This window comes from Burkholderia lata, assembly GCF_902499025.1.
Taxonomy (GTDB): domain Bacteria; phylum Pseudomonadota; class Gammaproteobacteria; order Burkholderiales; family Burkholderiaceae; genus Burkholderia; species Burkholderia lata_C.
This window is the reverse complement of sequence record NZ_CABVPW010000009.1, coordinates 1-23,271: the sequence shown is the minus strand read 5'-3', so window position 1 is coordinate 23,271 and position 23,271 is coordinate 1. Positions and strand designations below refer to the sequence as shown.

The window sequence follows — 23,271 nt, the reverse complement described above, 5'->3', positions numbered from 1 at the left end:
TGGCCGACTGCCGGCCGCCGGCCCTGAAACCCTGAAGGAGGAATCATCCATGAACGCTGTTGACGTCAATCTCGATGCGGACCTGCAGGCCATCGGCAAGCGCCACCTGCTGATGCATTTCACGCACGCCGATGCGTATCGCGACAAGGCGCTGACCGTGTTCGACCGCGGCGAAGGCTGCTGGCTCGTCGACCGCAACGGCAAGCGCTACTTCGACGGCCTGGCCGGGCTGTACTGCGTGCAGGTCGGCTACAGCCACGGCGCGGAAATCGGCGACGCGATCCGCGAGCAGATGGTGCGGCTGCCGTTCGCGACCAACTGGGGGGTGGGCCATGAGCCGGCGATCAAGCTCGCGCACAAGCTCGCGGCGCTCGCACCGGAGGGCCTGAACCGCGTGTTCTTCACGTCGAGCGGATCGGAGTCGAACGAATCGGCGATCAAGCTGGTGCGCCAGTATCACCAGTCGCGCGGCGAGCCGCAGCGGCGCAAGTTCATCGCGCGGCGCGTCGCGTATCACGGCACGTCGTTCGGCGCGCTCGCGCTGAACGGGATGACGAACTTCCGCAAGCATTTCGAGCCGCTGATGTCGGGCGTGCGGCATGTGGGCAACACGAAGCGCTACGGCCGCCCGGTGGGCGAGACGGAAGCGCAGTTCACGCGCCACCTGCTCGACGAGATCGAATCGCTGATCGTGCAGGAAGGGCCGGATACCGTTGCCGCGATCGTTGTCGAGCCGCTGCAGAATGCGGGCGGCAGCCTGACGCCGCCGGCCGGCTACGCGGCCGGGCTGCGCGACATCTGCGACCGGCACGGCGTGCTGCTCGTCGCGGACGAAGTGATCTGCGGGTTCGGCCGGCTCGGCGAATATTTCGGCTCCGCGCGCTACGGGCTGAAGCCGGACATCATCACGTTCGCGAAAGGCATCGCGTCGGGCTACGTGCCGCTCGGCGGCGTGATCGCGAGCGACGCGGTGGTCGACACGGTGCTCGACGGCCCGCAGCAGATGTTCCTGCACGGCGCGACCTACGGCGGGCACCCGGTCGCGTGCACGGCCGCGCTCGCGAACCTCGCGATCATGGAGCGAGAAGGCGTGCTCGAGAATGTCCGCAGCAACGAAGCGGTGTTCCGGCAGACGCTCGACGGCCTGCTCGAACTGCCGTGCGTCGGCGATGTGCGCGGCGACTGCTACCACTACTCGCTCGAACTCGTGACCGACAAGGCCGCGCGCCGCTGGGCGGCCGGCATCAGTGCGCAGGCGTTCGTGTCGACGCTGCTCGCGCCCGCGATCTTCGACGCGGGGCTGCTGTGCCGTGCCGGCGTCGATCACGAAGGCACGCCGATCGTGCAGTTCTCGCCGCCGCTCGTGATGTCGCGCGACGAGATCGTGTGGTTCGTCGCGAAGATCCGCGACATCCTCGTCGACACCTATGCACGGGCGACGCGCTGAGCGCGGCGTCCTTCATTTCAGGAGCATTCGATGCGAACGTCACAACAGTCCTATATCGACGGCCAGTGGCTCGATCCGGCCGATGCGAAGTCGATCGACGTGATCGACCCGAGCACGGCGCGGCCGTATGCGCAGCTCAGGATCGGCGGTGCGGCCGACGTCGACCGCGCGGTCGGCGCGGCGAAGCAGGCCTTCGACACGTATTCGCGCTGGCCGGTGGACGAGCGCGTCGCGTTGCTGCGGCGCGTGCTCGAGATCTACCAGCGCCGCTACGAGGAGGTCGCGCAGACGATCAGCCAGGAGATGGGTGCGCCGATCGCCTTCGCGCGCGCGGCGCAGGCCGCGGTCGGCACCGCGCACCTCGAACAGACGATCCGCGCGCTGCAGTCGTTCCGCTTCAGCACGCAGACCGATTCGCTGCTGGTGTCGCACGAGCCGATCGGCGTATGCGCGCTGATCACGCCGTGGAACTGGCCGATCAACCAGATCGTGTGCAAGGTCGCGCCGGCGCTCGCGGCCGGCTGCACGATGGTGCTCAAGCCGAGCGAGATCGCGCCGTTCAGCGCGATCCTGTTCGCGGAGATCCTGGATGAGGCCGGCGTGCCGCCCGGCGTATTCAATCTCGTACACGGCTACGGGCATGAAGTGGGCGACGCGCTGTCGCGGCATCCGGATGTCGACATGGTGTCGTTCACCGGTTCGACGCGCGCGGGCGTCGAGGTCGCGAAGGCGGCTGCCGACACCGTGAAGCGCGTGCACCAGGAGCTCGGCAGCAAGAGCCCGAACCTGATCCTGCCCGACGCGGACATCGAGGATGCGGTCACGCGCGGCGTGCGCAGCTGCTTCAGCAACAGCGGCCAGTCGTGCAATGCGCCGACGCGCATGCTCGTGCATGCCGACCATCTCGCGCTGGCGGAACAGGCCGCGCGGCGGGAGGCGGAGCGCACGGTCGTCGGCGATCCGCGGTCGACGGAAACCGGCATCGGGCCGGTGGTCAGCCGCACGCAGTTCGATCGCATCCAGCACTTCATCCGGCTCGGGATCGAAGAAGGCGCGACGCTCGTCGCCGGCGGCCCGGAGCGGCCGGACGGGCTCGGCGACGGGTTCTACGTGCGGCCGACGGTATTCTCGAACGTCACGCCGGACATGACGATCGCGCGTGAGGAGATCTTCGGGCCGGTGCTCGCGATCATGACCTACCGCACCGAGGACGAGGCCGTCGCGCTCGCGAACGATTCGGTCTACGGGCTCGCGGCTTACGTGCAGTCGAAGGATCCCGAGCGTGCGCGCCGGGTGGCGGCACGGTTGCGGGTCGGCAACGTCCACATCAACTACCCGCCGTGGAATCCGGCCGCGCCGTTCGGCGGCTACAAGCGCTCGGGCAACGGCCGCGAGTACGCGGAGTTCGGCCTCGTCGAGTATCTGGAGACGAAGGGCACGACGGGGTACGCTTGAGCGACGCGCGGATGCGCTGAGCGGGGTGCGGCGTCCTGCGGGACGCCGTACCCTTTTCATCGATGGCGAGGAATTCGACGATGCGGAGCATGGAGACGATGGAGACGACCGAAGGCATGCGCGGCGCGTTTGCGCTCGCGGAGGGCCGCGCGCGATGAAGATCCTGATCGCGCGGATGAACCACGAGACCAATACGTTCTCGCCGGTGCCGACGCCGCTCGCCGCGTTCGGCCGCAACGGCCCCGACTGGGGCGGCGACGCGTATCGCGCGAATCGCGGGATGCGCACCGCGATGGCCGCGTTCCTCGACGCGGCCGAGCGTGACGGCGCCGAGATCGTGACGCCCGTATCGGCGGCCGCGAACCCGAGCGGGCCGGTCGCGGCCGACGCGTATGCGGCGATCTGCAACGCGATCGTTGCGGCCGCACCGGGCTGCGACGCAGTGATGCTCGACCTGCATGGCGCGATGGTCGCCGAGCAGAGCGCGGACGGCGAGGGCGACCTGCTCGAACGCGTGCGCGCGGCGCTGCCCGGCGCGCCGATCGCGGTCGCGCTCGACCTGCACGCGAACGTCACGCAGAAGATGGTCGATCACGCGGACGTGATCGTCAGCTTCAAGACTTACCCGCACGTCGACATGTACGAGACCGGCGAGCATGCGGCGCGCGTGCTGCTCGACCGGCTGCACGGTCGCGCGCGGCCGGTACTCGCGTGGCGGCAGCCGCCGCTGATGACGTCGACGTTGCGCAGCGCGAGCGCGGAAGGCGCGATGCGGCGCGCGGTGGAGGCCGCGCGCGCGGCCGAGGCCGACGGGATGCTCGCGGTCTCGGTGCTGCCCGGCTTCTCGCTCGCGGACATTCCCGCGCCATGCATCAGCGTCGTCGTGGTGGCCGATGGCGACCGGGCCGCGGCCGATGCGGTGGCCGAGCGCATTGCACGGCAGATCTGGGACGAGCGCGACGACTTCGTTTACCGTAGCGCAACGCTCACTGATTCAATTGAGCAAGCTGCAACGCTCGCGCACGGCGCGGATCGCCCCGTGCTGATGCTCGATCATGGCGACAACTGCATGTCGGGCGGCCCGTGCGACACGATGGACCTGCTCGAGGCCGCGCTCGAGCACGGGCTGGACGGCATCGTCAGCGGGCCGCTGTGCGACCCGCAAGCCGTCGCGGCGCTGATCGACGCCGGTGTCGGCGCGACGGTCACGGTACCGGTCGGCAACCGCCTGCCGTCGCACGGCGGGGTGCGGCGCGAGCCGTTTCGCGCGACCGGCATCGTGCGTGCGCTCACCGACGGCGAATACGTGATCACGGGGCCGACTTACACGGGCCAGCGTGCATACATGGGCCGCACGGCCGTGCTCGATATCGGCGCGGCCACGCTCGTCATCACCGAGCGCACGCAGGAGCCGTGGGATCTCGGCGTGTTCGAGAGCGTCGGCGTCGATCCGCGCCGCGCGCGTTTCCTGCTGCTGAAGTCGCGGATGTATTGCCGGCCGGTGTTCGTGCCGATCGCGGCCGCGCTGGTCGAGTGCGACAGCCGCGGCGTGACGGGTTCGGACTACGGGCTGTTCCGCTACGAGCGGCTCGTGCGGCCCGTGTATCCGCTCGACGACGTCGGCGAGTGGTCGTCGTCCGGCGCGCGACGGGCGAATTGACGGAAGCGGACCGGGCGCGAGACGCCGGATTCGCCGGCTTTCGGGCATCATGCGGTGGCATCGACCCGTCGAGCAGCAGGGTCGAGCCATCCATTGCGTCCGCAACCGATCCGGAGAACCGACCGCCATGCATTCGAATGCTTTTCGCCCGCGCAGCGCGCGCCTGCTCGCCGCGCTGACCCTCGCCACGACGGCCGTTGCCGTACATGCCGCCGACTGGATCGTGTCCGGCAACGACGGCAAGTACCAGCGCGTCGAGGGCCGCGACACCTATCTGGCTTCCCCGCCCGCCGACACGCTGACACTGCTCGACGCCAGCACGTTCCCGCCGAAGGTCGCGCTGCAGGTCGACGTCGAGAACGGCATCCAGGGGCCGCCGCAGGCCGTCGCGATCACGCCCGACGCGAAGCTCGCGCTCGTCGGCGCGCCGACGCGCTACGACACGGCCGCGAAGCAGCTCGTGTACGACACGTTCCTCCAGGTCGTGACGCTCGACGCCGCGCCGCCCGCGGTCACGCGCATCGAGCTCGGTGCGCATCCGCAGGGCATTGCGATCGACCGCTCGGGCAAGCTCGCGCTGGTCGCGAATGTCGACGGCAGCGTGTCGATCCTGCGCATCGACGGCACGCAGGTGACGCTCGACGGCAACCTGAAGATCGGCAAGAAGCGGCTGGCCGGCATCAGCTTCACGCACGACGGCAAGCATGCGCTCGTGTCGCTGCGCGACGAGCAGGGCGTCGCGGTGCTGAACGTCGACGACGGCAAGGTGACCGACAGCGGGTCGCGCCTGAGCACGGGCGTCGCGCCGTACACGATCGACGTGTCGAGCGACAACCGCTGGGCCGTCGTCAGCAATGTCGGACTCGCGGGGCTGCCGGGCTATACGGGCACGCTGGCGGGTGATGCCGATTCGATCGCGCTGATCGACGTGTCGCGCGTGCCGTTCCGCACGGTCCAGTACCTGCCGGTGCCGTCGCTGCCGGAAGGCGTCGCGATCTCGCCGAACGGCAAGTGGATCGCCGTGCAGGCGATGGACGGTTCGAACCTGACGCCCGACAACCCGGGCCGCCACAAGATCGGCAAGGTGCTGCTGTTCGAGATCCGCAACGGGCAGGCCGTGAAGGTGAGCGAGTTGCCCGGCGGCGAAGCCGCGCAGGGTATCGTGTTCACCGCCGACAGCCGGCACGTGATCGTGCAGTTCAACGTCGAACGGCAACTGGCGCTCTATTCGGTCGAAGGCGGCAAGCTGCGCGATACGGGCAAGCGGATCGCGCTGACCGGCGGGCCGTCGTCGTTGAGGACGTTGCCGCGCTGACGCGCACGGCATCCGTTCGTACCGTTCCGCCAGTCCATGCGGCGCCCGGGTTCGCCGGGCGCCTGTCAATGCACACCCCCGTGCGCCGCCGTTGCAACGCAACAAATGGCGGAAATTTGTACCCAAAGCCACTTAACGCCGGATTGTTTAGTTAAACAAACTGAAAATTCGGGAAACTTCTTGTAGTGAATAAACAGTCGTTGCGGCACTGTAAGCCCCTGGGAAGCATGTGACGTTCCCGGAGGCAGGGCGGTGGAGGCGACGGTTGCGGTGGCAACGATCGTCGCCGGCGGTTCGCATGTGAAAGTCAGCGTGGCGTCGCTTGGGGGGACCAGTCGACGTCACGCCGCGCGGCATCGATGTGCCGCGCAGGGCCGCACGCGAGGCGGCGCGCCGGAATATCGTCGGCGCCGGATCAATCGTTTTAATTAACGGTACTAAACGAAAAATGAATAATCCACGACTCTTGCTCGTCGCCGCGCTGACTTGCGCGGCGCTGGCCGCGTGTGGCGGCGATGACGTGAACGGTGTGAAGACGGCCAGCAACGGCGCGGGAGACACACCGTCGACCGTGCCGCCGACCTCGGGGCCGTCCCAGCCATCGCAACCGGATCAACCGGCCCCGCCGAAGCGCATCAACATGCCGTTGACGCAGTTCGTCAACCCGTTGATCGGCACGCAGGTCAACGACGATTCCGGCTACGCGGGCAATGTGAGCCCGGGCGCGATGGTGCCGTTCGGGATGGTGAATTTCGGGCCGAACACGCCGCGCTACAACTTCAACGGCTCGGGCGGCTACCTGTCGACGGGCGGGTCGGGCGGCACGATCGACTTCTTCAGCGTGACGCACCTGAGCGGTGTCGGGTGCCCGGGGCAGGGCACGGTCGCGATGCTGCCGACCGATGCGGCGACGGCCGTGGCATCGGCCGGCCGGCCGATCGGCATCGGGTACAGCTACGCGGATGAAACGGCCGAGCCCGGGTACTACAAGGTGCGCCTCTCGAACGGCATCGTGACGGAGCTGAGCGCGACCGCGCGTGCCGGCATCGCGCGCTTCACGTACACGAACAAGGACAAGGGCTTCTTCTCGATCGACGCGAAGCTGAACGGCAACAGCGATTCCGGTGCCACGAAAGTCACCGCGAACAACGTCGCGCTGGCGCTCGCGAGCGACGGCAAGTCGATGAGCGGGCAGGCGGTGGCGCCGGCGTTCTGCACGCCGTACGGCACGGTGTGGAATGCGCCCGTGTATTTCTATGCGACCTTCGACAAGCCGCTGCGCAAGCAGGCGGGTACTTCGGCGGTGAATACCGCCAGCAACGGCGCGGCGACGCTGCAGTTCGACCTGACCGACGCGGACCGGACCGTCACCGTGAAAGTCGGGGTCTCGTCCGTCAGCATCCGGAATGCGCAGGCGAACCTGAAAGCAGAAGGTGAAAAGCTCGCGTTCGACGACGCACGCAAGAACGCGTCCGGCTTGTGGAACGACCGGCTCAACACGATCCAGATCGACCAGGCCGCGACGCCCGCAGCGCTGAACGCGACGCAGAAGGCGAACCTGACGAAGTTCTACACCGCGCTTTACCGCGTGTTCGGCACGCCGACGCTCTACAGCGACACGAACGGCGAATTCCGCAGCATGCGCCAGCCGAGGAACGCGGACGGCAGCTATCCGAAGTCGGTCGACCAGACCGGCACCATTCCGCCGCGCGCGACGGCGAAGGTCGGCGACTATGCATTCCGGCGCGCCGACGGATCGCAGGGCGGCGCGGGCAACCACTACACGGGTTTCTCGCTGTGGGACACGTACCGGTCGCAGGCGCAGCTGCTGGCGCTGCTCGCACCGAAGGAATCGAGCGACATGATGCAGTCGCTCGTCGTCGACGGGTTGCAGTGCGGCGCGTTCCCCCACTGGGTCGACGGCAGCGACGACTCCACGCCGATGGCGGGTGACAACGCGCTGAACGTGATTGCCGGCGCATACAAGTTTGGCGCGACCGATTTCGACCTGGTGTCCGCCGCCCGCCTGACGAAGCAGTCCGTGTTCGATCCGTCCAGCGCATGCAACGACCGCACGAGCGCAGCGGGCCTCGCCAATTTCCTGACGGCCCACTACCTGTCGCAGAGCGACGACGGCCACTCGTCGTCGGCGACCATCGAGCGCGTGCTGAGCGACCGCTCGGCGGCCGCGTTCCTGCAGGCGCTGCCCGCCAGCGTGCTGAACGCGCCGTCGGTCGGTGTCACGCCGGACAACATCGGCACGCTGTACACGCGGGCCGGGTGGTGGCGCAACATCTTCGACTACACGAACAAGGTGATCGCCGCGCGCAACGCACCGCCGGCCGGCTCGGCACCCGGCACGCTGGGCACGCTCGTGCAGGGCGCGTTCCACGAATCGACGGAACCGAACTACTTCTGGACCTTCGCGCAGGACTGGAGCGCGCTGATCGACGCGATCGGCGGCAAGCAGGCGGCCGTCACGCGGCTGAACAACCTGTTTGCGATCACGACGCCGTTTTCGACCGTGCCGTCCTCCGGCAGCCTGAACGGCGGCGAATCGTCGAACAACCTGTACATCGGCAATGAGCCGTCGTTCCAGTCGCCGTGGGGGTACAACTGGGCCGGGCAACCGAGCGGTGCACAGTACGTTCTCCCGATCATCATGTCGAAGACGTTCACGACCGACCGCGACGGGCTGCCGGGCAACGACGACATGGGCGCGACGTCGAGCTGGTACGTGTGGGCGGCGCTCGGGATGTTCCCGGTCATTCCGTCGGAAGCGGGGCTCGCGCTGTCCACGCCGCAGTTCAGCGGGATCACCGTCTGGTTCGGCAACGGCAAGACGCTGCGGCTCGAAAGCGACCAGCAGGTTGCGATCGACAGCGCGGGGCGCCCGTCGTTTGCGTATATCCAGTCGCTGAAGGTCAATGGCGGGGATTACGCGGGTTCATGGCTGCCGCTGGGCAAGATCGCGAATGGCGGCACGATGAACTACACGCTGTCCGCGACGCCGACGCAATGGGCGGCCGCCGACAACCTGACGCCGCCGTCCGGGCCGAACGCGGACTACACGCAGATGACGGCCGGCGGGTCGTCGGCGGCGACACGCATGCGCCAGGCCGGCGCACGATAAACCCAGGCAGACACGAGGCGCAGGGGCCACCCTGCGCGCCTGTCGAGACGACGCCATCCGGGAGAACGACACCATGCAATCGAAATCGCGCCGGAAATTCCTGTCCTACAGCGCAGCACTCGCCGGCTCGGGTTGGCTCGCGGGCTGCAACGGCGATATCGATCCGGCGTCGGGTGCGGCCGGCACGCCGGGCGTCGACGGCCCCGCGACGGTCTCGCCCACCGTGCCGGGCGTGCCGAACGACCCGGAGCACAGCCTGCTGGCCGCGCAGGAACTCACGACGAACTGGACGTTCGCCTCCGCGAGCAGCCTGCCCGGCGCCGGCGGGGCGCAACTGTCGGGCGCGGCCGGCGTGACGGGCATGGCGCCGGCGACGGTGCCCGGCACCGTGCTGAACAGCATGATCGTCAACGGCAAGTATCCCGATCCGTTCTACGGCCGCATCGTCACGGACACCATTCCCGATACGCTGAAGGACACCGACTACTGGTACCGGACGACCTTCGCGGCGCCGGCACGGCAGCCGGGGCAGCGGCTGTGGCTGCGCTTCGGCGGCGTCAATTACTGCGCCGAGGTCTGGCTGAACGGTGCGCTCGTCGGCCGGCTGGAAGGCGCGTTCAAGCAGGGCGCGTTCGATATCTCGAGGCTGGTGCCGCAGGCGGGTGGCGCGGCCAACCTCGCGGTACGCGTGGTCAAGCTGGATTTCTCCGAAGGCCCGCTGCTGCCGAGCTACCAGAGCGGTGTCACGCGCGGCGGGCGCAACGGCGGCCCGACCGGCGTCACGCTGAAGGACGGGCCGACGTTCTTCTGCTCGGCGGGCTGGGACTGGCTGCCGACGATCCCCGATCGTGAGCTCGGCATCTGGCAGCCCGTGACATGGTTCACGACCGGCGCGGTGCGTATCGCGTCGATCAACGTCGCACACACGCTGTCCGCCGATCTGTCGCGCGCGGAGCTGCGGCTCGATCTCGAACTGGACAACGGCTCGGGCGCCGATCTCGTCGCGACCGTCGTCGGCACCATCGGTAACGGCACGCCGTTCAGCCACGACATCAGGATCCCGGCATCGAGCACGACGACGAAGGTGTCGCTCACGTCGTCGGATATCGCGGCGCTGTCGATCAGGCAGCCGCGCCTGTGGTGGCCGAACGGGTATGGCGAGCCGCATCTCCATGCGGTGACGGTCGGCGTCAAGGTGGGGCGCCTGCTGTCGGACGCGCGCACGCTGAACGTCGGCCTGCGTCGCATCGAATACGCGCGCGACATCGGCATGGGCAAGCAGTTGAGCATCACGGTCAACGGCCTGCCGATCCTCGTGATGGGCGGCAACTGGGGGCTCGACGAAGCGCTGAAGCGCATTCCGCGCGCGCGGCTGTTCAGCCAGGTGCGGCTCCATCGCGACGCGAACCTCAACCTGATCCGCAACTGGAACGGGCAGAGCACGAGCGACGATTTCTTCGACGCATGCGACCGCTACGGGATCCTCGTCTGGCAGGATTTCTTCTTCTCGACCGAAGGAGACGGGTCGGGCCCGGCCAACGTGCCGCGCGATCTCGACAACATCCGCGACGTGATCGCACGCAACCGTCATCGTCCGTCGATCCTGCTCTGGTGCGGCGGCAACGAAGGCTCGCCGCCGCCCGCACTCGTCAAGGGGCTCGACGCGCTCGTCGCCGAGCTGGACCCGCAACGCCTGTGCCTGACGAGTTCGGCCGGCGATACCGGCGCCGGCGCGGTGAACGGCTATTCGTCCGGCGGCCCGTACAACTGGGCCTCGCCGCAGGCCGCGTTCGGCCGCGGCTACGGCACGACGTCGGTCGCGTTTCACAACGAAGTCGGCTCGCATTCGATCCCGACGCTCGAATGCGTCGAATCGATGCTGCCGCCCGGTTCGTACGAATGCCCCGACGACTTCTGGGCCGACCGCGACATGAACGGCAACGGTGCCTACTACCCCGCGGTCGGCAAGCAGGGCGGCGCCGGCTACATCGCGATGACGGCGCTGCGCTACGGCGCGATCCGGAATCTCGCGGATTTCGTACGCAAGGCGCAGATGATGAACTACGAATGCATCCGCTCGATCTACGAGGCGAACGCGGCCGTGATGATCGGCCCGGTGGCGGGGAAGATCACGTCGCCGGCCACCGGCGTGATCATGTGGATGACGAACCCCGCGCAGCCGAGCTTCGTGTGGCAGATGTACAGCCACGATCTCGACACGCATGCGTCGTTCTTCGCGGTGCAGCACGGGTGCCGTCGCGTCAATGCGATCCTCGATGCGAGCACGGCCGACGTGACGATCGCGAATCACACGGCGGCGGCCGTCACCGGCCGCGTCGAGATGCGCGTGTACAACCTCGACGGCACGCTGAACAGCCGGACGACCGCGGATGTCGGCGGCGTCGCGAAGGCGTCGTATCGCGTGGTGGCGAACCTCGCGTCGGCGCTGGCCGCCGCGAAGTCGGACGTGTGCATCGTCGCGCTCGCGCTGACCGATTCGGGCGGCAATCCGCTAGCCGAGAACGTCTACTGGCGGCAGCGCGATGGCGGTGACGCGTCGTACACGTCGCTCGACACGATGCCGGGCGCGGCCGTGTCCGTCAGCGCAGCGTCGGCCGAGGCCGACGACGTGACGACGCGCATCACGGTCGACGTCGCCAACCTCGGCGCCGCCGTCGCGCTGATGACGCACCTGCAGGTATTCGATCCGTCTACCGGTGCGCGCATCTTGCCCGCGTTCTACAGCGACAACTACCTGAACCTGGTGCCGGGCGCGAAACGGCGGATCACGATCGACCTGCCGCATGCGGGCGGCGCGGCGGTGTCGCGCGTCGCGCTGCGCGTCGACGGGTGGCGGCTCGATCGCCCGAACTGCCGGCTGGGGCTCGGCGGCGTGCCGGTCGTGTTCAACGAGCGCGCGCTGGCGGTCGCGCCGGCGGTGCCGACGTTCGGCGCATGCTGACGGCGGCGTGCGCGTGATGCCGCGCGAGCGGCGGCGAGCTGGTGAAACGCAGTGTGAATGCACGCGGCGTTCGTTGCCTGCCGGATAGCCGGCAGTCTGCTACGGCTTGAGGAATGTGTCGAGCCAGCGCGGTGTCGCCGCGCGATCGAAGACAACGTGCAGCGACGGATTGAACGTGCCGTATTCGAGCCCATGGCGTTCGGCAAGCAGCGTCAGGGAGCGGGGCGTGTAAAACGAGATGTGCCCGTTGCGCGGCATGCAGTACCACCACTGATCGATGCCGTGGTCGAGGATCTCCTGGGTGATCAGCGACGTCTGGAACAGCAGCGCGCCGTCGGGCTTCCGATAACGCATGATCTGGTCGAAGAGGTCGAACGGCGCCGGATGATGCTCGAACACTTCGAACGACAGGATCGTATCGAACTGGCCTTCCGGTGGAACAGGGTGCGAGAACGGATCGTACGACGTCACGTCCGTGAAGCCGCGCGACAACAGTTTCCGTTCCAGCAAGCCCAGCCCCGAACCGAAATCGAGCACCCGGTCTTCCCGCATGTCCGGAAAGCTGCTGCAGATCAGGTCGGCCTGTTGTTGCGGACGGATCTCGAGATACTCGGGGTCGTGGCGCGCATAGTCGTCGTTATAGACATGCCGCGCGAAATCGTCGTGGGTCCAGCTGTCGAACATCGGTGCCCACGTGAAGCCGCATTGCTCGCAAGCGTGGTAATAGACCGGAACCCCCGCATACGGGTCGACTTTTTTCCCGGCCATGCAGTCGGCGCCGCCGCGCGAGAAATCGACCAGGCCGCAGATGGGTGCGTGGGCCGCACACACTTTGCAGGCAATGGCCGCCGGGTGGCGATTCAGGTCGTGATTCAAATCCCGTTCTCCTGTTCGCCGGCGAGGCGTGCGTGTGACGGATGGTGCGGGAGAGGCTATCACAGTCGCATCGGCCGTCGCGACCGTGCGCGGCGGTGTCGCCACGCGCGCCTACGGGCGCAGCAGGTCGAACCCGCCGAATACGACGACACCGCTCAATACGATCATCGCGACCGAGTGCTGGCCGAAGTAGAGAATCGCGGCGGCAAGCCACGTCGTCATGCAGAAGGCGCCGATGCGGGCCATCGTGTGTTCCTCGAATGCGTGATGAAGTGAGTGCGCGCCGCATGGCGCGCGCCGCCCGAATCGGCGAGCGGGGCACGCCATGCGGACGGAAATGGCGACCCGCGCAGCGGCAACCGCGGCGCCGGCACCCGTTGCATGCCGCGCCCGGAAGGGCGGGAGTCGAGACCGGCGGCGTTGCGCACGCATGCCCGAGGGCGGTGGCGCGCGAATCCCGCTGGCGAAGCCGCGATTTTACCAGCGCCGCGGTGCCGCCAATCTGGCCCTTTCGCTGCTAAAACCCGGCGATCTTCGGTTAAATCAGTCCGTCCCCGATACTCAAGTTTCGTGTGACGAATGCCGTAAACAATCTGGAAGGCGTTTCCTACTCCGTCATGACGCCTCCCAATACACGGACCGACATCATGCAGATCGACTTTTCCACGACGACGCTATCCCCGCTGGCCGGCAGCAGCGCGAGCGCAACCAAGCCCGCCGCGACGTCGTCCACCGGCGACGCCACGAATGCCACGAGCACCACCGGCACCACCGGCACCGCCGGCGCTACCGGCACGACTGACGCGACCGGCACCAAGGGCACGAAGGATTCGACCGGCGCCACCGGCGAAACGCTCGGCGCGTCGGGTGCGTCGTCGGACAGCCCGGCGGTCAGCCAACTGAAGGCGCTGATCGACCGGCTGCAGAAGCAACTCGCGGCACTGCAGCAGCAGATGGCCAGTGCGGGCCAGCGCGCGAAGGACGACCCGGCGGCGGCGATCGAACAGCAGTCGCTGAGCGCGGAAGCCAGCGCGATCTCGGGGGCGCTTTCGACCGCGATTTCGCAACTCGCGGCGGCGATCGAGAAATCGGGTGGCTCGCAGGCGGGCGGGCTGGTGTCGACGCAGGCCTGACCGGTCGCGGCCGGATCGGCCGCCCGCATTACAATCGCAAGCGCGTCTCCCTCGACAGGACGGCTCAACGATGAATGCGGAACTCGACGACGACGACCTTGCCCGCTTCGAGTCGCAAGGCGGCACGCCGCTGCCGGCGGCCGACGAGCAAGGGTGGCTGGAACACGATGGCGCGCGCATCTGGCACGCGTCGTTCGGCCAGGGCCCGCCGGTCGTGCTGCTGCACGGCGGCCTCGGCCACAGCGGCAACTGGGGCAACCAGGTGCCGGCGCTGCTCGCGGCCGGCTACCGCGCGATCGTGATCGACAGCCGCGGCCACGGCCGCAGCACGCGCGACGATCAGCCCTATTCCTACGAACGCATGGCGTCGGACGTGCTCGCGGTCCTCGACGCGCTGCGCGTCGACCGTGCGCGCTTCGTCGGCTGGAGCGACGGCGCGTGCATCGCGCTCGTGCTGGCCGATCGCGCGCCGGAACGGGCGGCCGGCGTGTTTTTCTTCGCGTGCAACATGGACCCGAGCGGCACGAAGGAGATCGAGCCGAGCCCGCTGCTCGACCGCTGCTTCGCGCGGCACCGCAAGGACTACGCGGCACTGTCCGCGACGCCGGGCCAGTTCGATGCGTTTGTCGCGGCGGTCAGCGACATGATGCGCACGCAACCGGATTACCGCGCACAGGATCTCGCGGCGATCGCCGTGCCGGTCACGATCGTGCTGGGCGAGCACGACGAATTCATCCGGCCCGAGCATGCGGCGTACCTGGCGCGCACCATTCCGGGCGCGACGCTGACGACCTTGCCCGGCGTGAGCCATTTCGCGCCGCTGCAGCGGCCCGAGCGGTTCAACGCGGCGATGCTGGCGTTTCTCGACCGGCTGCCGCGCTGATACACGGCACGACCACGGGCCGGCATTCGGACTGACAGGCGAGCGGCCCGCGCGGCACGGCCACGGGCACGCGCGTTCGCCGTGCGGGGCTCAGACCATCGCATTGTCGGCGCCCGGAACCTCGTGGGCCTTGATCTGCTTGCGGTGCAGCTTGTACAGCAGCTTGCCGAGCATGCCGTCCTCGTGGCGCAGGCGCGTGATGTTGCGCACGTATGCGTCGTCCGGCGCGATCGCCTGGGCGCCCATGATCCAGCGCACGCTTTCGCGATAGTTGTAGAGCGACTTGTCGCGGCTGTCGGCCAGGATCGACGACAGCGCAGCCATCGCCGACGGGTGGCCGGCTTCCGCATGACGGCGCAGTTCGTCGACGTACCGATGGCGCGACGGGAGATCGTCGACGTCGGCGATGAACATCAGCATCGTTTCGAGCCCCTGGGAATGGCCCATCTCGTGCGCCTTGCGCGCGGCCTCGACCGCCTCGACCTGCATGCGCATCCGTTCGGCTTCGTCCTTGCTGGCCCCCGCGATGTGGAAGTAGGCATACCCGAGCTTGTACGCAGCCATGTTGCCGTCGTCGGTCATCGACTCGCGGTAGTAATGGGCGGCGCGGTACAGATCCCGGGTGACGTGCATGCCCTCGTCATAGAAGCAGCCGAGCAGGTAGTCGCACGAATCGCCGCCGGCCGCGTAGCCGAGCTCGCACAGCGCGACGGCATCGGCCGGGCGGCGGCCTTCGTCGCGCATCGCGGACGCGAGCTGGTTCCATGCGAGCGAGCCGGGCTCGTTCACGCGTGCGGCCTCGAGCCACGCCGCGCCGCGCGCATCGTCCTTTGCGAAACCGAACGTGCCGGTGCGGTGGGCGTAACCGCGCAGAATCAGGGCCGACGTGCACGCGCGCGCATCGGATGCACGCTCGATCGCACCGGTCAGCCAGGTGCCTTGCGGGTCGAGGTCGAGCATCAGGCGCAGGCCCATCGCCAACGCATGGTTGTCGCTGATCGGCTCGTTGCGTTCGGCTTCCTGCAGCCGAGCATAGGCCTGCTCGTATTCGCTGCGCATGAAATGGCTGTGCGCGAGCCAGTGCAGCGTCTCCCAGCGGTGATACGGATGCAGCGCGGCTTTCGCGCGCGCGAGCGTCGCGGCCATCGCGCGGCGTGCATCGTCTTCGTCGTCATCCGCATCCAGCGTGTTGCCGTAGTATTCGTCGCGCCAGATCTCGTGGCGCAGCCGGTCCTTCTCGACCGCATCGAGGTGCGCGCACGCGTCGGAATCGACGAATGCGTGGACGTGGTCGTGCGAGCCGCCCCAGCGCGGCTGCATGTACCAGATGAACGTGCGCATCGAGAAGTACTGGGTCGGATGGATGTGCAGCGTTGCCTCCATCCAGTACCACTTTTCCTTGCGCAGCTTCTTGCCCTGGACGGGGCCGGGCAGCGCGTCGGGAAATTCCGCCGGGCAGGCGACCGGCACGTCGGGATTCAATCCGGAGCGCGCGAGCATGCGCTGCAGTTCGGCGCGCGTGGCTTCGTCTTCCGCGCCGGCGTTCAGGTGCAGTTCGGTGACGGGCCAGCGGCGCTCGCGCACGAGCTGCGTGAGCCACTCGGGCTCGCCGAACGACGACACGCTCGTGAAGATCACCTTCGGCGCGCTCCACATCGTCGGCGCGAGCACCAGCGCGCGCAGCGCGGCGACGATCGTCAGCGTCGCGCACGCATGAGCGCAGATCCAGCCGGCTTCGGTCACCGTCTCGGCCCAGCCGCTGCCGCGATACTCGTACGCCCAGTGGTGCCAGTAATGCGCTTCGCACAGCCAGGCGTGTGCGGATCGCGGATTCGCGGCCTGCCAAGCGCGCAGGCGCGCGAGGCCTTCGGCGCCGGCGTCGAGGCAGGGCTGCACGTCGGCCGGCAGTGCGTCGACGTACAGTGCTTCGGCGGTGCGATCGGTTAGGCTGGCCGCGAGCGCGGCGTCGAGCTGCGCGTCGAGCGCGGCAAATTCGCCTGCGCGCAGCAGCGCGTCGACGTCGCAGATGAACCAGCGGGATTTCGCGGGCGGAATCAGGTCGGCGGGAACGGAGGACATGTCGGTGTCGGCGGTCATGACGAAACGGGTTGGGGATCGAAGATGCGGTAGCGCTTCCACGGCAGCGAAAGCCAGTTTCCGGACGGATTGCGCAGGTGCTCGCGCACTTCCTGCGTGGCGCGCGACGACGCGGGGCCGTCCTGGCCGCTGCCGCGCAGCCAGTGCTGGCGCGCCCGCGCATACGCGAGCCCGAAGTCTTCCCAGCTGTCGAAGCTGTCCTGCGCGCGCTGCGCATTGAGCAGCAGCACGACCCACGCATGCTGTTCGGATGCCCAGCCGAGCAGCGCGATGCAGCGCACGAGGAACGCGGTGCGCGCGCAATCGAACGCCAGCGCGTCGCGCACGCGCCCTTCAGCGGCGAGCTGTTCGTAGAAGCCTTCGTGCGAGCGGCCGACGCCGCGTATCCAGCTGGCGAGGATGGCCGGCACGCGCTGCACGATCTGCCACTCGGGCAGGTCGGCCGGCAGGTCGAGTTCGCGCCGCAACTGGGCGGCGAGCTTGTCGCGCTGCGCGTCGGGCAGCGTGTACACGAGGTCGTCGCAATCGCAGCGCAGCCCGTTGCGGATCAGCAGGATGTCGGCGAGTGCGAGCGACCAGCGGCGGCGGTTCGGCGGCGCCTGGTCGGCCAGCGTATGGGCGAGCTTGACGGCCGCGGTCTGCCGGACCGTGACCGCGGCGTCGGCGCCCGCGGCCTGGTCGGCGTCGACTTCGTGCACCATCCGCCGGGCGATACGGAACGAGCGCCACAGGAACCGCACGAGCCACAGCACGGCGAGGCCGATCAGCAGTTTCAGCATGACGGGCTCCCGTCCACCGGCGCGGGAAACACGAGCGCGGCACATAGCGCGGGATCGATCGGAATGCCTTCGATCGCGAAGGCCGCCGTATCGGCCGGCGGCGCGTCCGGGTCGCGCGCGGCCGGCAGCGCATCGGCCGGCAACCCATGCCGCGCGGCCGCCGCGACGGCCGGGTCGATCTGCCTGAGCTGGCCGAGCGCATAGGGCGCGTTGCGCAGCAGCAGCCATTGCAGCACGGCGGGCGGTTGCGGGAAATGCTCGATCAGGTGAAAGTTCTCGCTCATCACGCTCAGCAGATGGTCGGGCGAACGCACGTCGGTGACGAACGTCCATTCGCCGACGGCCGCGCCGGTCGTCTCCGGCTCGAACACGAGCCCCATGCCCTCGCAATCGGGATGCCGTTCGCCGCGCGGCGCGAGCGCGCGCAGGAACTGGCGGACGTCGTCCGCGTAGCGGCGCACCGGATGGCGGTTCTGCTTGCCCTTGATCTGGTCGATGCGCAGGCCGTTGCCGGTCACCTGCAGGCTGATCGTCACGTGCGGCTGGTTGCCTGCGCCGCGCAGCGTGAACAGGCGCAGTCGTCCTTCCTGCGCGGCTTGCGCGTACTGTTCGCCGTAGCCGCCGCGCAGCCGGCGGCGATCGGCGAACTGGCCGAGGCAATGCTGCATGTAGTACGACTCGTACGCGAGTTCCTCGCGCAGCGCTGCGTGGTCACCCGCGAATTCGAACACGATCCCGTTCGACGTGCGCAGCACCTCGCGCAGCGCGAGGCCGCTGCTCGGCACCCAGCCCTTGTCGCGGCGCGCCTGCATCCGCTGGTGCTCGCGCTCCCACATGTCGAGCGCCATCGTGCACGTGATGCGCTGCAGTTTCTGCGCGAGCCGCGTGCCGGCGCGCGAGCGCAGGAATTCGACCAGCACGCGCTCGCGTTCGGTCAGCAGCATGTGCTCGGGATCGATGAAATAGAGCGGCTTCGGCTCGACGGCCGGCAGCGGCGCCGGATCGGCCGCCGGGCCGGATGCCGGTTGCGGCCGGAACCGGCGCACGAGCCAGTCGGGCGCCGGCCGGTCGGCGCCGGCGAGGGCGCGATAGTCGGCGAGCGAATCGAGCGGCTGCGCCTGCTCGAACGCGCCGACGACCCAGCGGAAGAAATGGTTGCCGAGCCACGCGCGGATGTCGGCCGGATCGCCGCGCTCGGTGCTGCGGCGTGCGATGGCCGCCTTGATGTCGGGCGCATTGACGACATCGCGCGGCCGATAGGCGGACGCGGCCACGGTTTCGGTCACGGGGTTACTCTCCGGTCAGGCAGGGCGTGCGCGGGTGGTGCGCGCGGGACCCTGGCGGTTCTTTCGGCTGGCGGGGGAAGCGGCGAACGGGCGCGCAAGCGGGGCGCGGCGGCGTGGCGTGTTCCCGCTGCGGAGCGGTCGATGCGTGAAAATCACGCGACCGGGCAGCAGCCCATGACGCGGGAGCGGGCGATCAGCGAATGGCGATTCATTGTTTCTCTCAGGATGGGTCTTATTTTTTGCTTCCGCGAGTCTACTGCGATCCGCGCGGGTGAATCAATCGCGCGATGTGCCCGCGTATGGGTATCTGACAAGACTTATCTCTTTTTCACCGATTTTCGGTGCGGTGCGATTCGGCTGCCGGATTGCATGCTGTTAAGACCGACAGGTTTTTCCGTCTAAACGACGAGCGGCGCGGGAGTGGCGTCGAGGCAAAGCAGTGCTTCGCGTATCTCATAAGTTTTTCTTTCGGCTCGCGCAACATATCGTCGATTGTTGGCGGCGGGCCGGCAGGGGATAGTCCTGCTTCAACAGGCCGGCCGCCGCGATCTTTGCGCGGCGTGGCCGGAACCGTTGTCCACGCAACCATCAGAAATCAAAGGAACCGCAACCATGCGATTCAACGCGACACGCTTCGCCGCGACCCTGTTCGTCGCCGCGTGCGTCACCGCCACGGCCGGCCGCGCGGCCGCCGCCACGCAGGACGACCTCCGCGACACCGTGACCCGCTACATTGCGCCGCTGATGAAGCAGCACGCGATTCCCGGCATGGCGATCGGCATCGTTGCCGACGGCAAGCCCTACGTGTTCGACTACGGCGTGATGTCGACGCAAACCGGCAAGCCCGTCACCGGCGATACGCTGTTCGAAATCGGCTCCGTCAGCAAGACGCTGACCGCGACGCTCGCGGCCGACGCGCAGGAGGGCGGCGAACTGTCGCTGGCCGACCCGGCGGGCAAGTACCTGCCCGCGCTGCAGGGCAAGCCGTTCGGTGTCGTGACGCTGCGCGATCTCGGCACGCACACGTCCGGCGGCATGCCGGTGCAGGTGCCGGACAGCATCCGCGACGACGCGGGCCTGATCCGCTATCTCGACGCGTGGCGGCCCGCGCATGCACCGGGTACGTACCGGACGTATTCGAACGTGTCGGTCGGCATGCTCGGGTGGCTCACCGCGAAGGCGATGCACAAGGATTTCGCGGTGCTGATGGAGCAGCGGCTCTTTCCCGCGCTCGGCATGACGCACACGTACATCAACGTGCCGGAAGCACGCGCGGCCGACTACGCACAGGGCTATACGCAGGACGGCAAGCCGATCCGGATGACGGGCGGCATGCTGTGGCAGCCGGCGTACGGCGTGCGGACCACCGCGGCCGACCTGCTGCGCTTCGTGCAGGCGAACATGGGGCTGATCGAAACCGCGCCGCGGCTGCAGCGTGCGCTCGAACGCACGCACACCGGCTATTTCCGCTCGGGGCCGCTGACGCAGGACCTGATCTGGGAACAGTATCCGTATCCGGTCGCGCTGCCGACGCTGCTCGACGGCAACTCGATGAAGATGCTGCGCGACGGTTTGCCGGCCACCGCGATCAAGCCGCCGCTCGCGCCGAGCGCCGATACGTGGATCAACAAGACGGGCTCGACCAACGGCTTCAGTACCTATGTCGCGTTCGTCCCGTCGAAGCGGATCGCGATCGTGATGCTCGCGAACCGCAGCTATCCGAACGAAGACCGCGTGAAGGCCGCGTACGGGATCCTCGGGGCGCTCGACGGCGGGCGGTAACGTTTCCGGCGGGCCGGTCATTCGACACGGCCGGCCCGCCCCAAAAAAGCTGATACCTGTATCGGCGCGCTTCTGCAAAACGAAATACCTGCATCGCATCCCCTGAGCAGAATCCGGGCAGATCTCCGGGCGTGTCCGGATAGTCCAGTCAGGGGGAAACATGCGGAAGACCACTCTCGCGCGGCTGCTGTGCGGGCTGACCTTGGTCGGCGCGCTCGGCGCGTGCGGCGGCAACATGGATGGCTCGGGTGCGGCCGGCGCAGCGGCGAACGCGGCCGGCGGGTCCGGCGGCACCGATAACGGCAAGGGCAACGGCGGTAACCCGCCGGGCCAGCAGGTCACGAACCGCGCGCTCGTGATCGAACTCGACGGCGTCACCTATGCGGCACTGCAGGCCGGCATCGCGGGCGGCACGCTGCCGAACCTCGCGAAGCTGCACGTCGCGCCCGCGTACAGCGGCGGCGTCAACGGCCTGCTGTCGCAGCAGCCGAATCTCGACACGCCGAGCTGGGCCACGCTGCTCACCGGCGCGTGGGGCAACCGTCACCAGGTGCTGTCCGACGCACCGAACCAGGCGCTGCAGGCGCCCACCACCTTCGACACGCTGAAGACCGCGAACGCGGGTCTGCTCGGCGCGGCCGTCGGGTCGCCGGCGCTCGCGTCGCTGCTGACCGCCGGGCGCAACGCGGGCAGCCTCGACACGCTCGCGAACTGCGCGGCAGTCGACAGCTGCGTCACGCAGCAAGGCGCCACGATGATCCAGCAGGGCTACTCGCTCGTCGTCGCGCAGTACCACTCGGCGCAGGATGCGGCGCTGAACTACGGCCTCGGCGCGTCGGCGTACGCGAACACGCTGCAGCAACTCGACGCGGCCGTCGGCGCGCTCGTCGCCGAAACCGCGAAGCGCAACAAGGAGAACTGGCTGGTTGTCGTGACCGGCGGGCACGGCCTGAACGCGGCCGGCGGCAGCGACGGCCTGCCGCTGCTGTCCGAATCGACGACCTTCATCGCGATGAACCAGGCCGACAACGGGCGGCTGGGCAGCGCCGCGCAGCCGGCATCGCTGGCCGACCTGCACACGCGCGCCAGCATCGCCGATATCGCGCCGACCGTGCTCGCGCAGCTCGGCGCGCTGCCCGCGCCGTCCGCGTATGAAATGGACGGCGGCGAACTGATCGGCACGCAACCGGTGTCGCAGCTCGCCGGCGCGGCGAGTACCGATGGCCACAGCGTCGTGCTGACGTGGGCGGCGCCCGCGAGCGGCGCGATCACGGTGTACCGTGCGGGCCAGCAGATCGCGACGCTGCCGGCCGGCACGACGACCTATACCGACAGCAATCTCGGCCTGACCGCGGCCGGTACCTACAGCTTCGACTACGTGGTGACGGCGGGCGGCGCGCCGCTCGGCAATATCGCGCGGATCGCGTACGTGCCTCCGCCGCCCCCGCCGCCGCCGCTCGCGACGACGCTGAAGAACGGCCTCGCGTCGTACTACCCGTTCGGCGCGCTGCCGGCCGTCGATGCGCTGAACGCGAGCACGATGGGCCCGTTCTCGGCCGCCGCGAACGGCGGCTCGCTGACCGCCGATCCGTTCGGCGGGCAGGCGCTGCAGGTGACGACGCAGACCGTCGACACGAACGGCTACGACGGCTACAAGCTCGTGCAGAACGCGGATATCGCGACGCAGGCGCAGTTCACGATCGGCATGTGGCTGAAGACGCCGTGTACCGACGTGGTCGGTTTCGGCACGCCGGTGTTCGCGAACAAGAACTGGCAGAGCGGCAAGAACGCGGGCATCGCGATCGGGCTGTTCCCGCAGGCGTCGGGCGCGCCGTCGGGCACCTGCAACCTCCAGTACAACGCGGGCGACGGCACCAACCGCAACGACCTGAAGACGATGAGCGTGACCGCGAACCAGTGGGTGTACGCGGCGTTCGTGATCGACACGGTCGGCAAGACGATGACGGCCTACACGTTCGACCCGGTGCTCGGCGAGCAGAAGCAGAGCACGCCGCTCACGGTGTCGGTGGCCGCGCTGCCGGGCCTCGGCACGAAGACGTTCGGCGTGAACGAGGACGGCACGGGCCAGTACCACATGCTCGCGTGCGGCTACCCGGCGAGCCACTACAGCGGCGGCTACACGGTCAACGCGTGCACGACGGTCAAGCCGAACGTGGAAAGCTTCTCCGACGTCGCGATGTGGAACCGCGTCGTGACCGAAACCGAACTGCAGTCGGTCGCGGGCTCGGGCAAGCCGCTGTCGACGATCCTTCACTGACGGAGTGCGGACATGAACATGACCAACCTGCGCCGCGTGCGCGTCGCGCTCGCCGCCTGCGTGCTGAGCGCGCTGGTTGCCGGTTGCGGTGGCGACGATTCGGGCGGCGCGGCCGCCAGCGCCGCGAAGGCGAATGCCGCGCCGGCTGGTGCGGGCGGCGCGAGCGCGCCCGTGCCGATCGTCGT

16 protein-coding genes are annotated in these 23,271 nt (G+C 68.5%); 11 read left to right on the top strand and 5 right to left on the bottom strand.

What is annotated here, in order from left to right; all coding sequences use genetic code 11:
• The first annotated feature begins 49 nt into the window (after positions 1-49).
• From BDI24065_RS10940 to BDI24065_RS10915, 6 genes are all read left to right on the top strand, one after another.
• Positions 50-1,447 (top strand): aspartate aminotransferase family protein, encoded by a 1,398-nt coding sequence (locus tag BDI24065_RS10940; RefSeq protein ID WP_175031250.1) that lies wholly within the window; start codon positions 50-52, stop codon positions 1,445-1,447.
• 30 nt (positions 1,448-1,477) lie between these two features.
• Positions 1,478-2,902 carry an aldehyde dehydrogenase family protein gene (locus BDI24065_RS10935; protein WP_175031249.1) on the top strand — a complete coding sequence of 475 codons (1,425 nt, stop codon included), beginning with the start codon at positions 1,478-1,480 and terminating at the stop codon, positions 2,900-2,902.
• 154 nt (positions 2,903-3,056) lie between these two features.
• Positions 3,057-4,562, top strand: coding sequence for a M81 family metallopeptidase (locus tag BDI24065_RS10930; RefSeq protein WP_175031248.1), 1,506 nt, complete (start codon positions 3,057-3,059; stop codon positions 4,560-4,562).
• Positions 4,563-4,689: 127 nt separating this feature from the next.
• Complete coding sequence (locus BDI24065_RS10925) at positions 4,690-5,877, top strand: YncE family protein (protein ID WP_175031247.1); 1,188 nt, start codon at positions 4,690-4,692, stop codon at positions 5,875-5,877.
• Positions 5,878-6,325: 448 nt separating this feature from the next.
• Positions 6,326-9,010: a GH92 family glycosyl hydrolase gene (locus BDI24065_RS10920; protein WP_254609725.1), complete on the top strand. Its 2,685-nt coding sequence runs from the start codon at positions 6,326-6,328 to the stop codon at positions 9,008-9,010.
• Positions 9,011-9,083: 73 nt separating this feature from the next.
• Positions 9,084-11,972 (top strand): glycoside hydrolase family 2 protein, encoded by a 2,889-nt coding sequence (locus BDI24065_RS10915; protein WP_175031246.1) that lies wholly within the window; start codon positions 9,084-9,086, stop codon positions 11,970-11,972.
• A gap of 99 nt (positions 11,973-12,071) precedes the next feature.
• On the opposite strand, the gene BDI24065_RS10910 is transcribed toward BDI24065_RS10915, so the two are convergent.
• On the bottom strand, positions 12,072-12,848 hold the full coding sequence (locus BDI24065_RS10910) for a class I SAM-dependent methyltransferase (protein ID WP_175031245.1): 777 nt from the start codon (positions 12,846-12,848) through the stop codon (positions 12,072-12,074).
• Between the two features lie 111 nt (positions 12,849-12,959).
• Positions 12,960-13,094 (bottom strand): hypothetical protein, encoded by a 135-nt coding sequence (locus tag BDI24065_RS41360; protein ID WP_302479454.1) that lies wholly within the window; start codon positions 13,092-13,094, stop codon positions 12,960-12,962.
• Between the two features lie 401 nt (positions 13,095-13,495).
• Here BDI24065_RS41360 and BDI24065_RS10905 point away from each other — a divergent pair, with 401 nt between their 5' ends.
• Together BDI24065_RS10905 and BDI24065_RS10900 are read left to right on the top strand one after the other, a co-directional pair.
• Positions 13,496-13,981, top strand: a complete 486-nt coding sequence (locus BDI24065_RS10905) for a hypothetical protein (RefSeq protein ID WP_175031244.1) — start codon at positions 13,496-13,498, stop codon at positions 13,979-13,981.
• A gap of 70 nt (positions 13,982-14,051) precedes the next feature.
• Positions 14,052-14,864 (top strand): alpha/beta fold hydrolase, encoded by an 813-nt coding sequence (locus BDI24065_RS10900; RefSeq protein ID WP_175031243.1) that lies wholly within the window; start codon positions 14,052-14,054, stop codon positions 14,862-14,864.
• Positions 14,865-14,954: 90 nt separating this feature from the next.
• Here the strand turns inward: BDI24065_RS10900 and BDI24065_RS10895 are convergent, their stop codons facing one another.
• The 3 genes from BDI24065_RS10895 to BDI24065_RS10885 are packed head-to-tail and all read right to left on the bottom strand — an operon-like array spanning position 14,955 to position 19,026.
• Entirely contained in the window at positions 14,955-16,943 is a 1,989-nt protein-coding gene (locus BDI24065_RS10895) for a DUF4034 domain-containing protein (RefSeq protein ID WP_254609724.1), read from the bottom strand.
• Positions 16,944-16,957: 14 nt separating this feature from the next.
• A complete protein-coding gene (locus BDI24065_RS10890) occupies positions 16,958-17,740 on the bottom strand; it encodes a DUF1266 domain-containing protein (protein WP_175031241.1) in 783 nt (260 codons plus the stop codon).
• Positions 17,734-19,026: a hypothetical protein gene (locus BDI24065_RS10885; RefSeq protein WP_175031240.1), complete on the bottom strand. Its 1,293-nt coding sequence runs from the start codon at positions 19,024-19,026 to the stop codon at positions 17,734-17,736. The genes BDI24065_RS10890 and BDI24065_RS10885 overlap by 7 nt, the downstream gene beginning before the upstream one ends.
• 141 nt (positions 19,027-19,167) lie before the next feature.
• Here BDI24065_RS10885 and BDI24065_RS10880 point away from each other — a divergent pair, with 141 nt between their 5' ends.
• The 3 genes from BDI24065_RS10880 (at position 19,168) to BDI24065_RS10870 (ending at position 23,086) form a co-directional block, all read left to right on the top strand.
• Complete coding sequence (locus tag BDI24065_RS10880; RefSeq protein WP_175031239.1) at positions 19,168-19,428, top strand: hypothetical protein; 261 nt, start codon at positions 19,168-19,170, stop codon at positions 19,426-19,428.
• 210 nt (positions 19,429-19,638) lie between these two features.
• Entirely contained in the window at positions 19,639-20,808 is a 1,170-nt protein-coding gene (gene ampC, locus BDI24065_RS10875) for a class C beta-lactamase (protein WP_175031238.1), read from the top strand.
• A gap of 160 nt (positions 20,809-20,968) precedes the next feature.
• A complete protein-coding gene (locus BDI24065_RS10870; RefSeq protein ID WP_175031237.1) occupies positions 20,969-23,086 on the top strand; it encodes a hypothetical protein in 2,118 nt (705 codons plus the stop codon).
• Positions 23,087-23,271 lie beyond the last annotated feature (185 nt).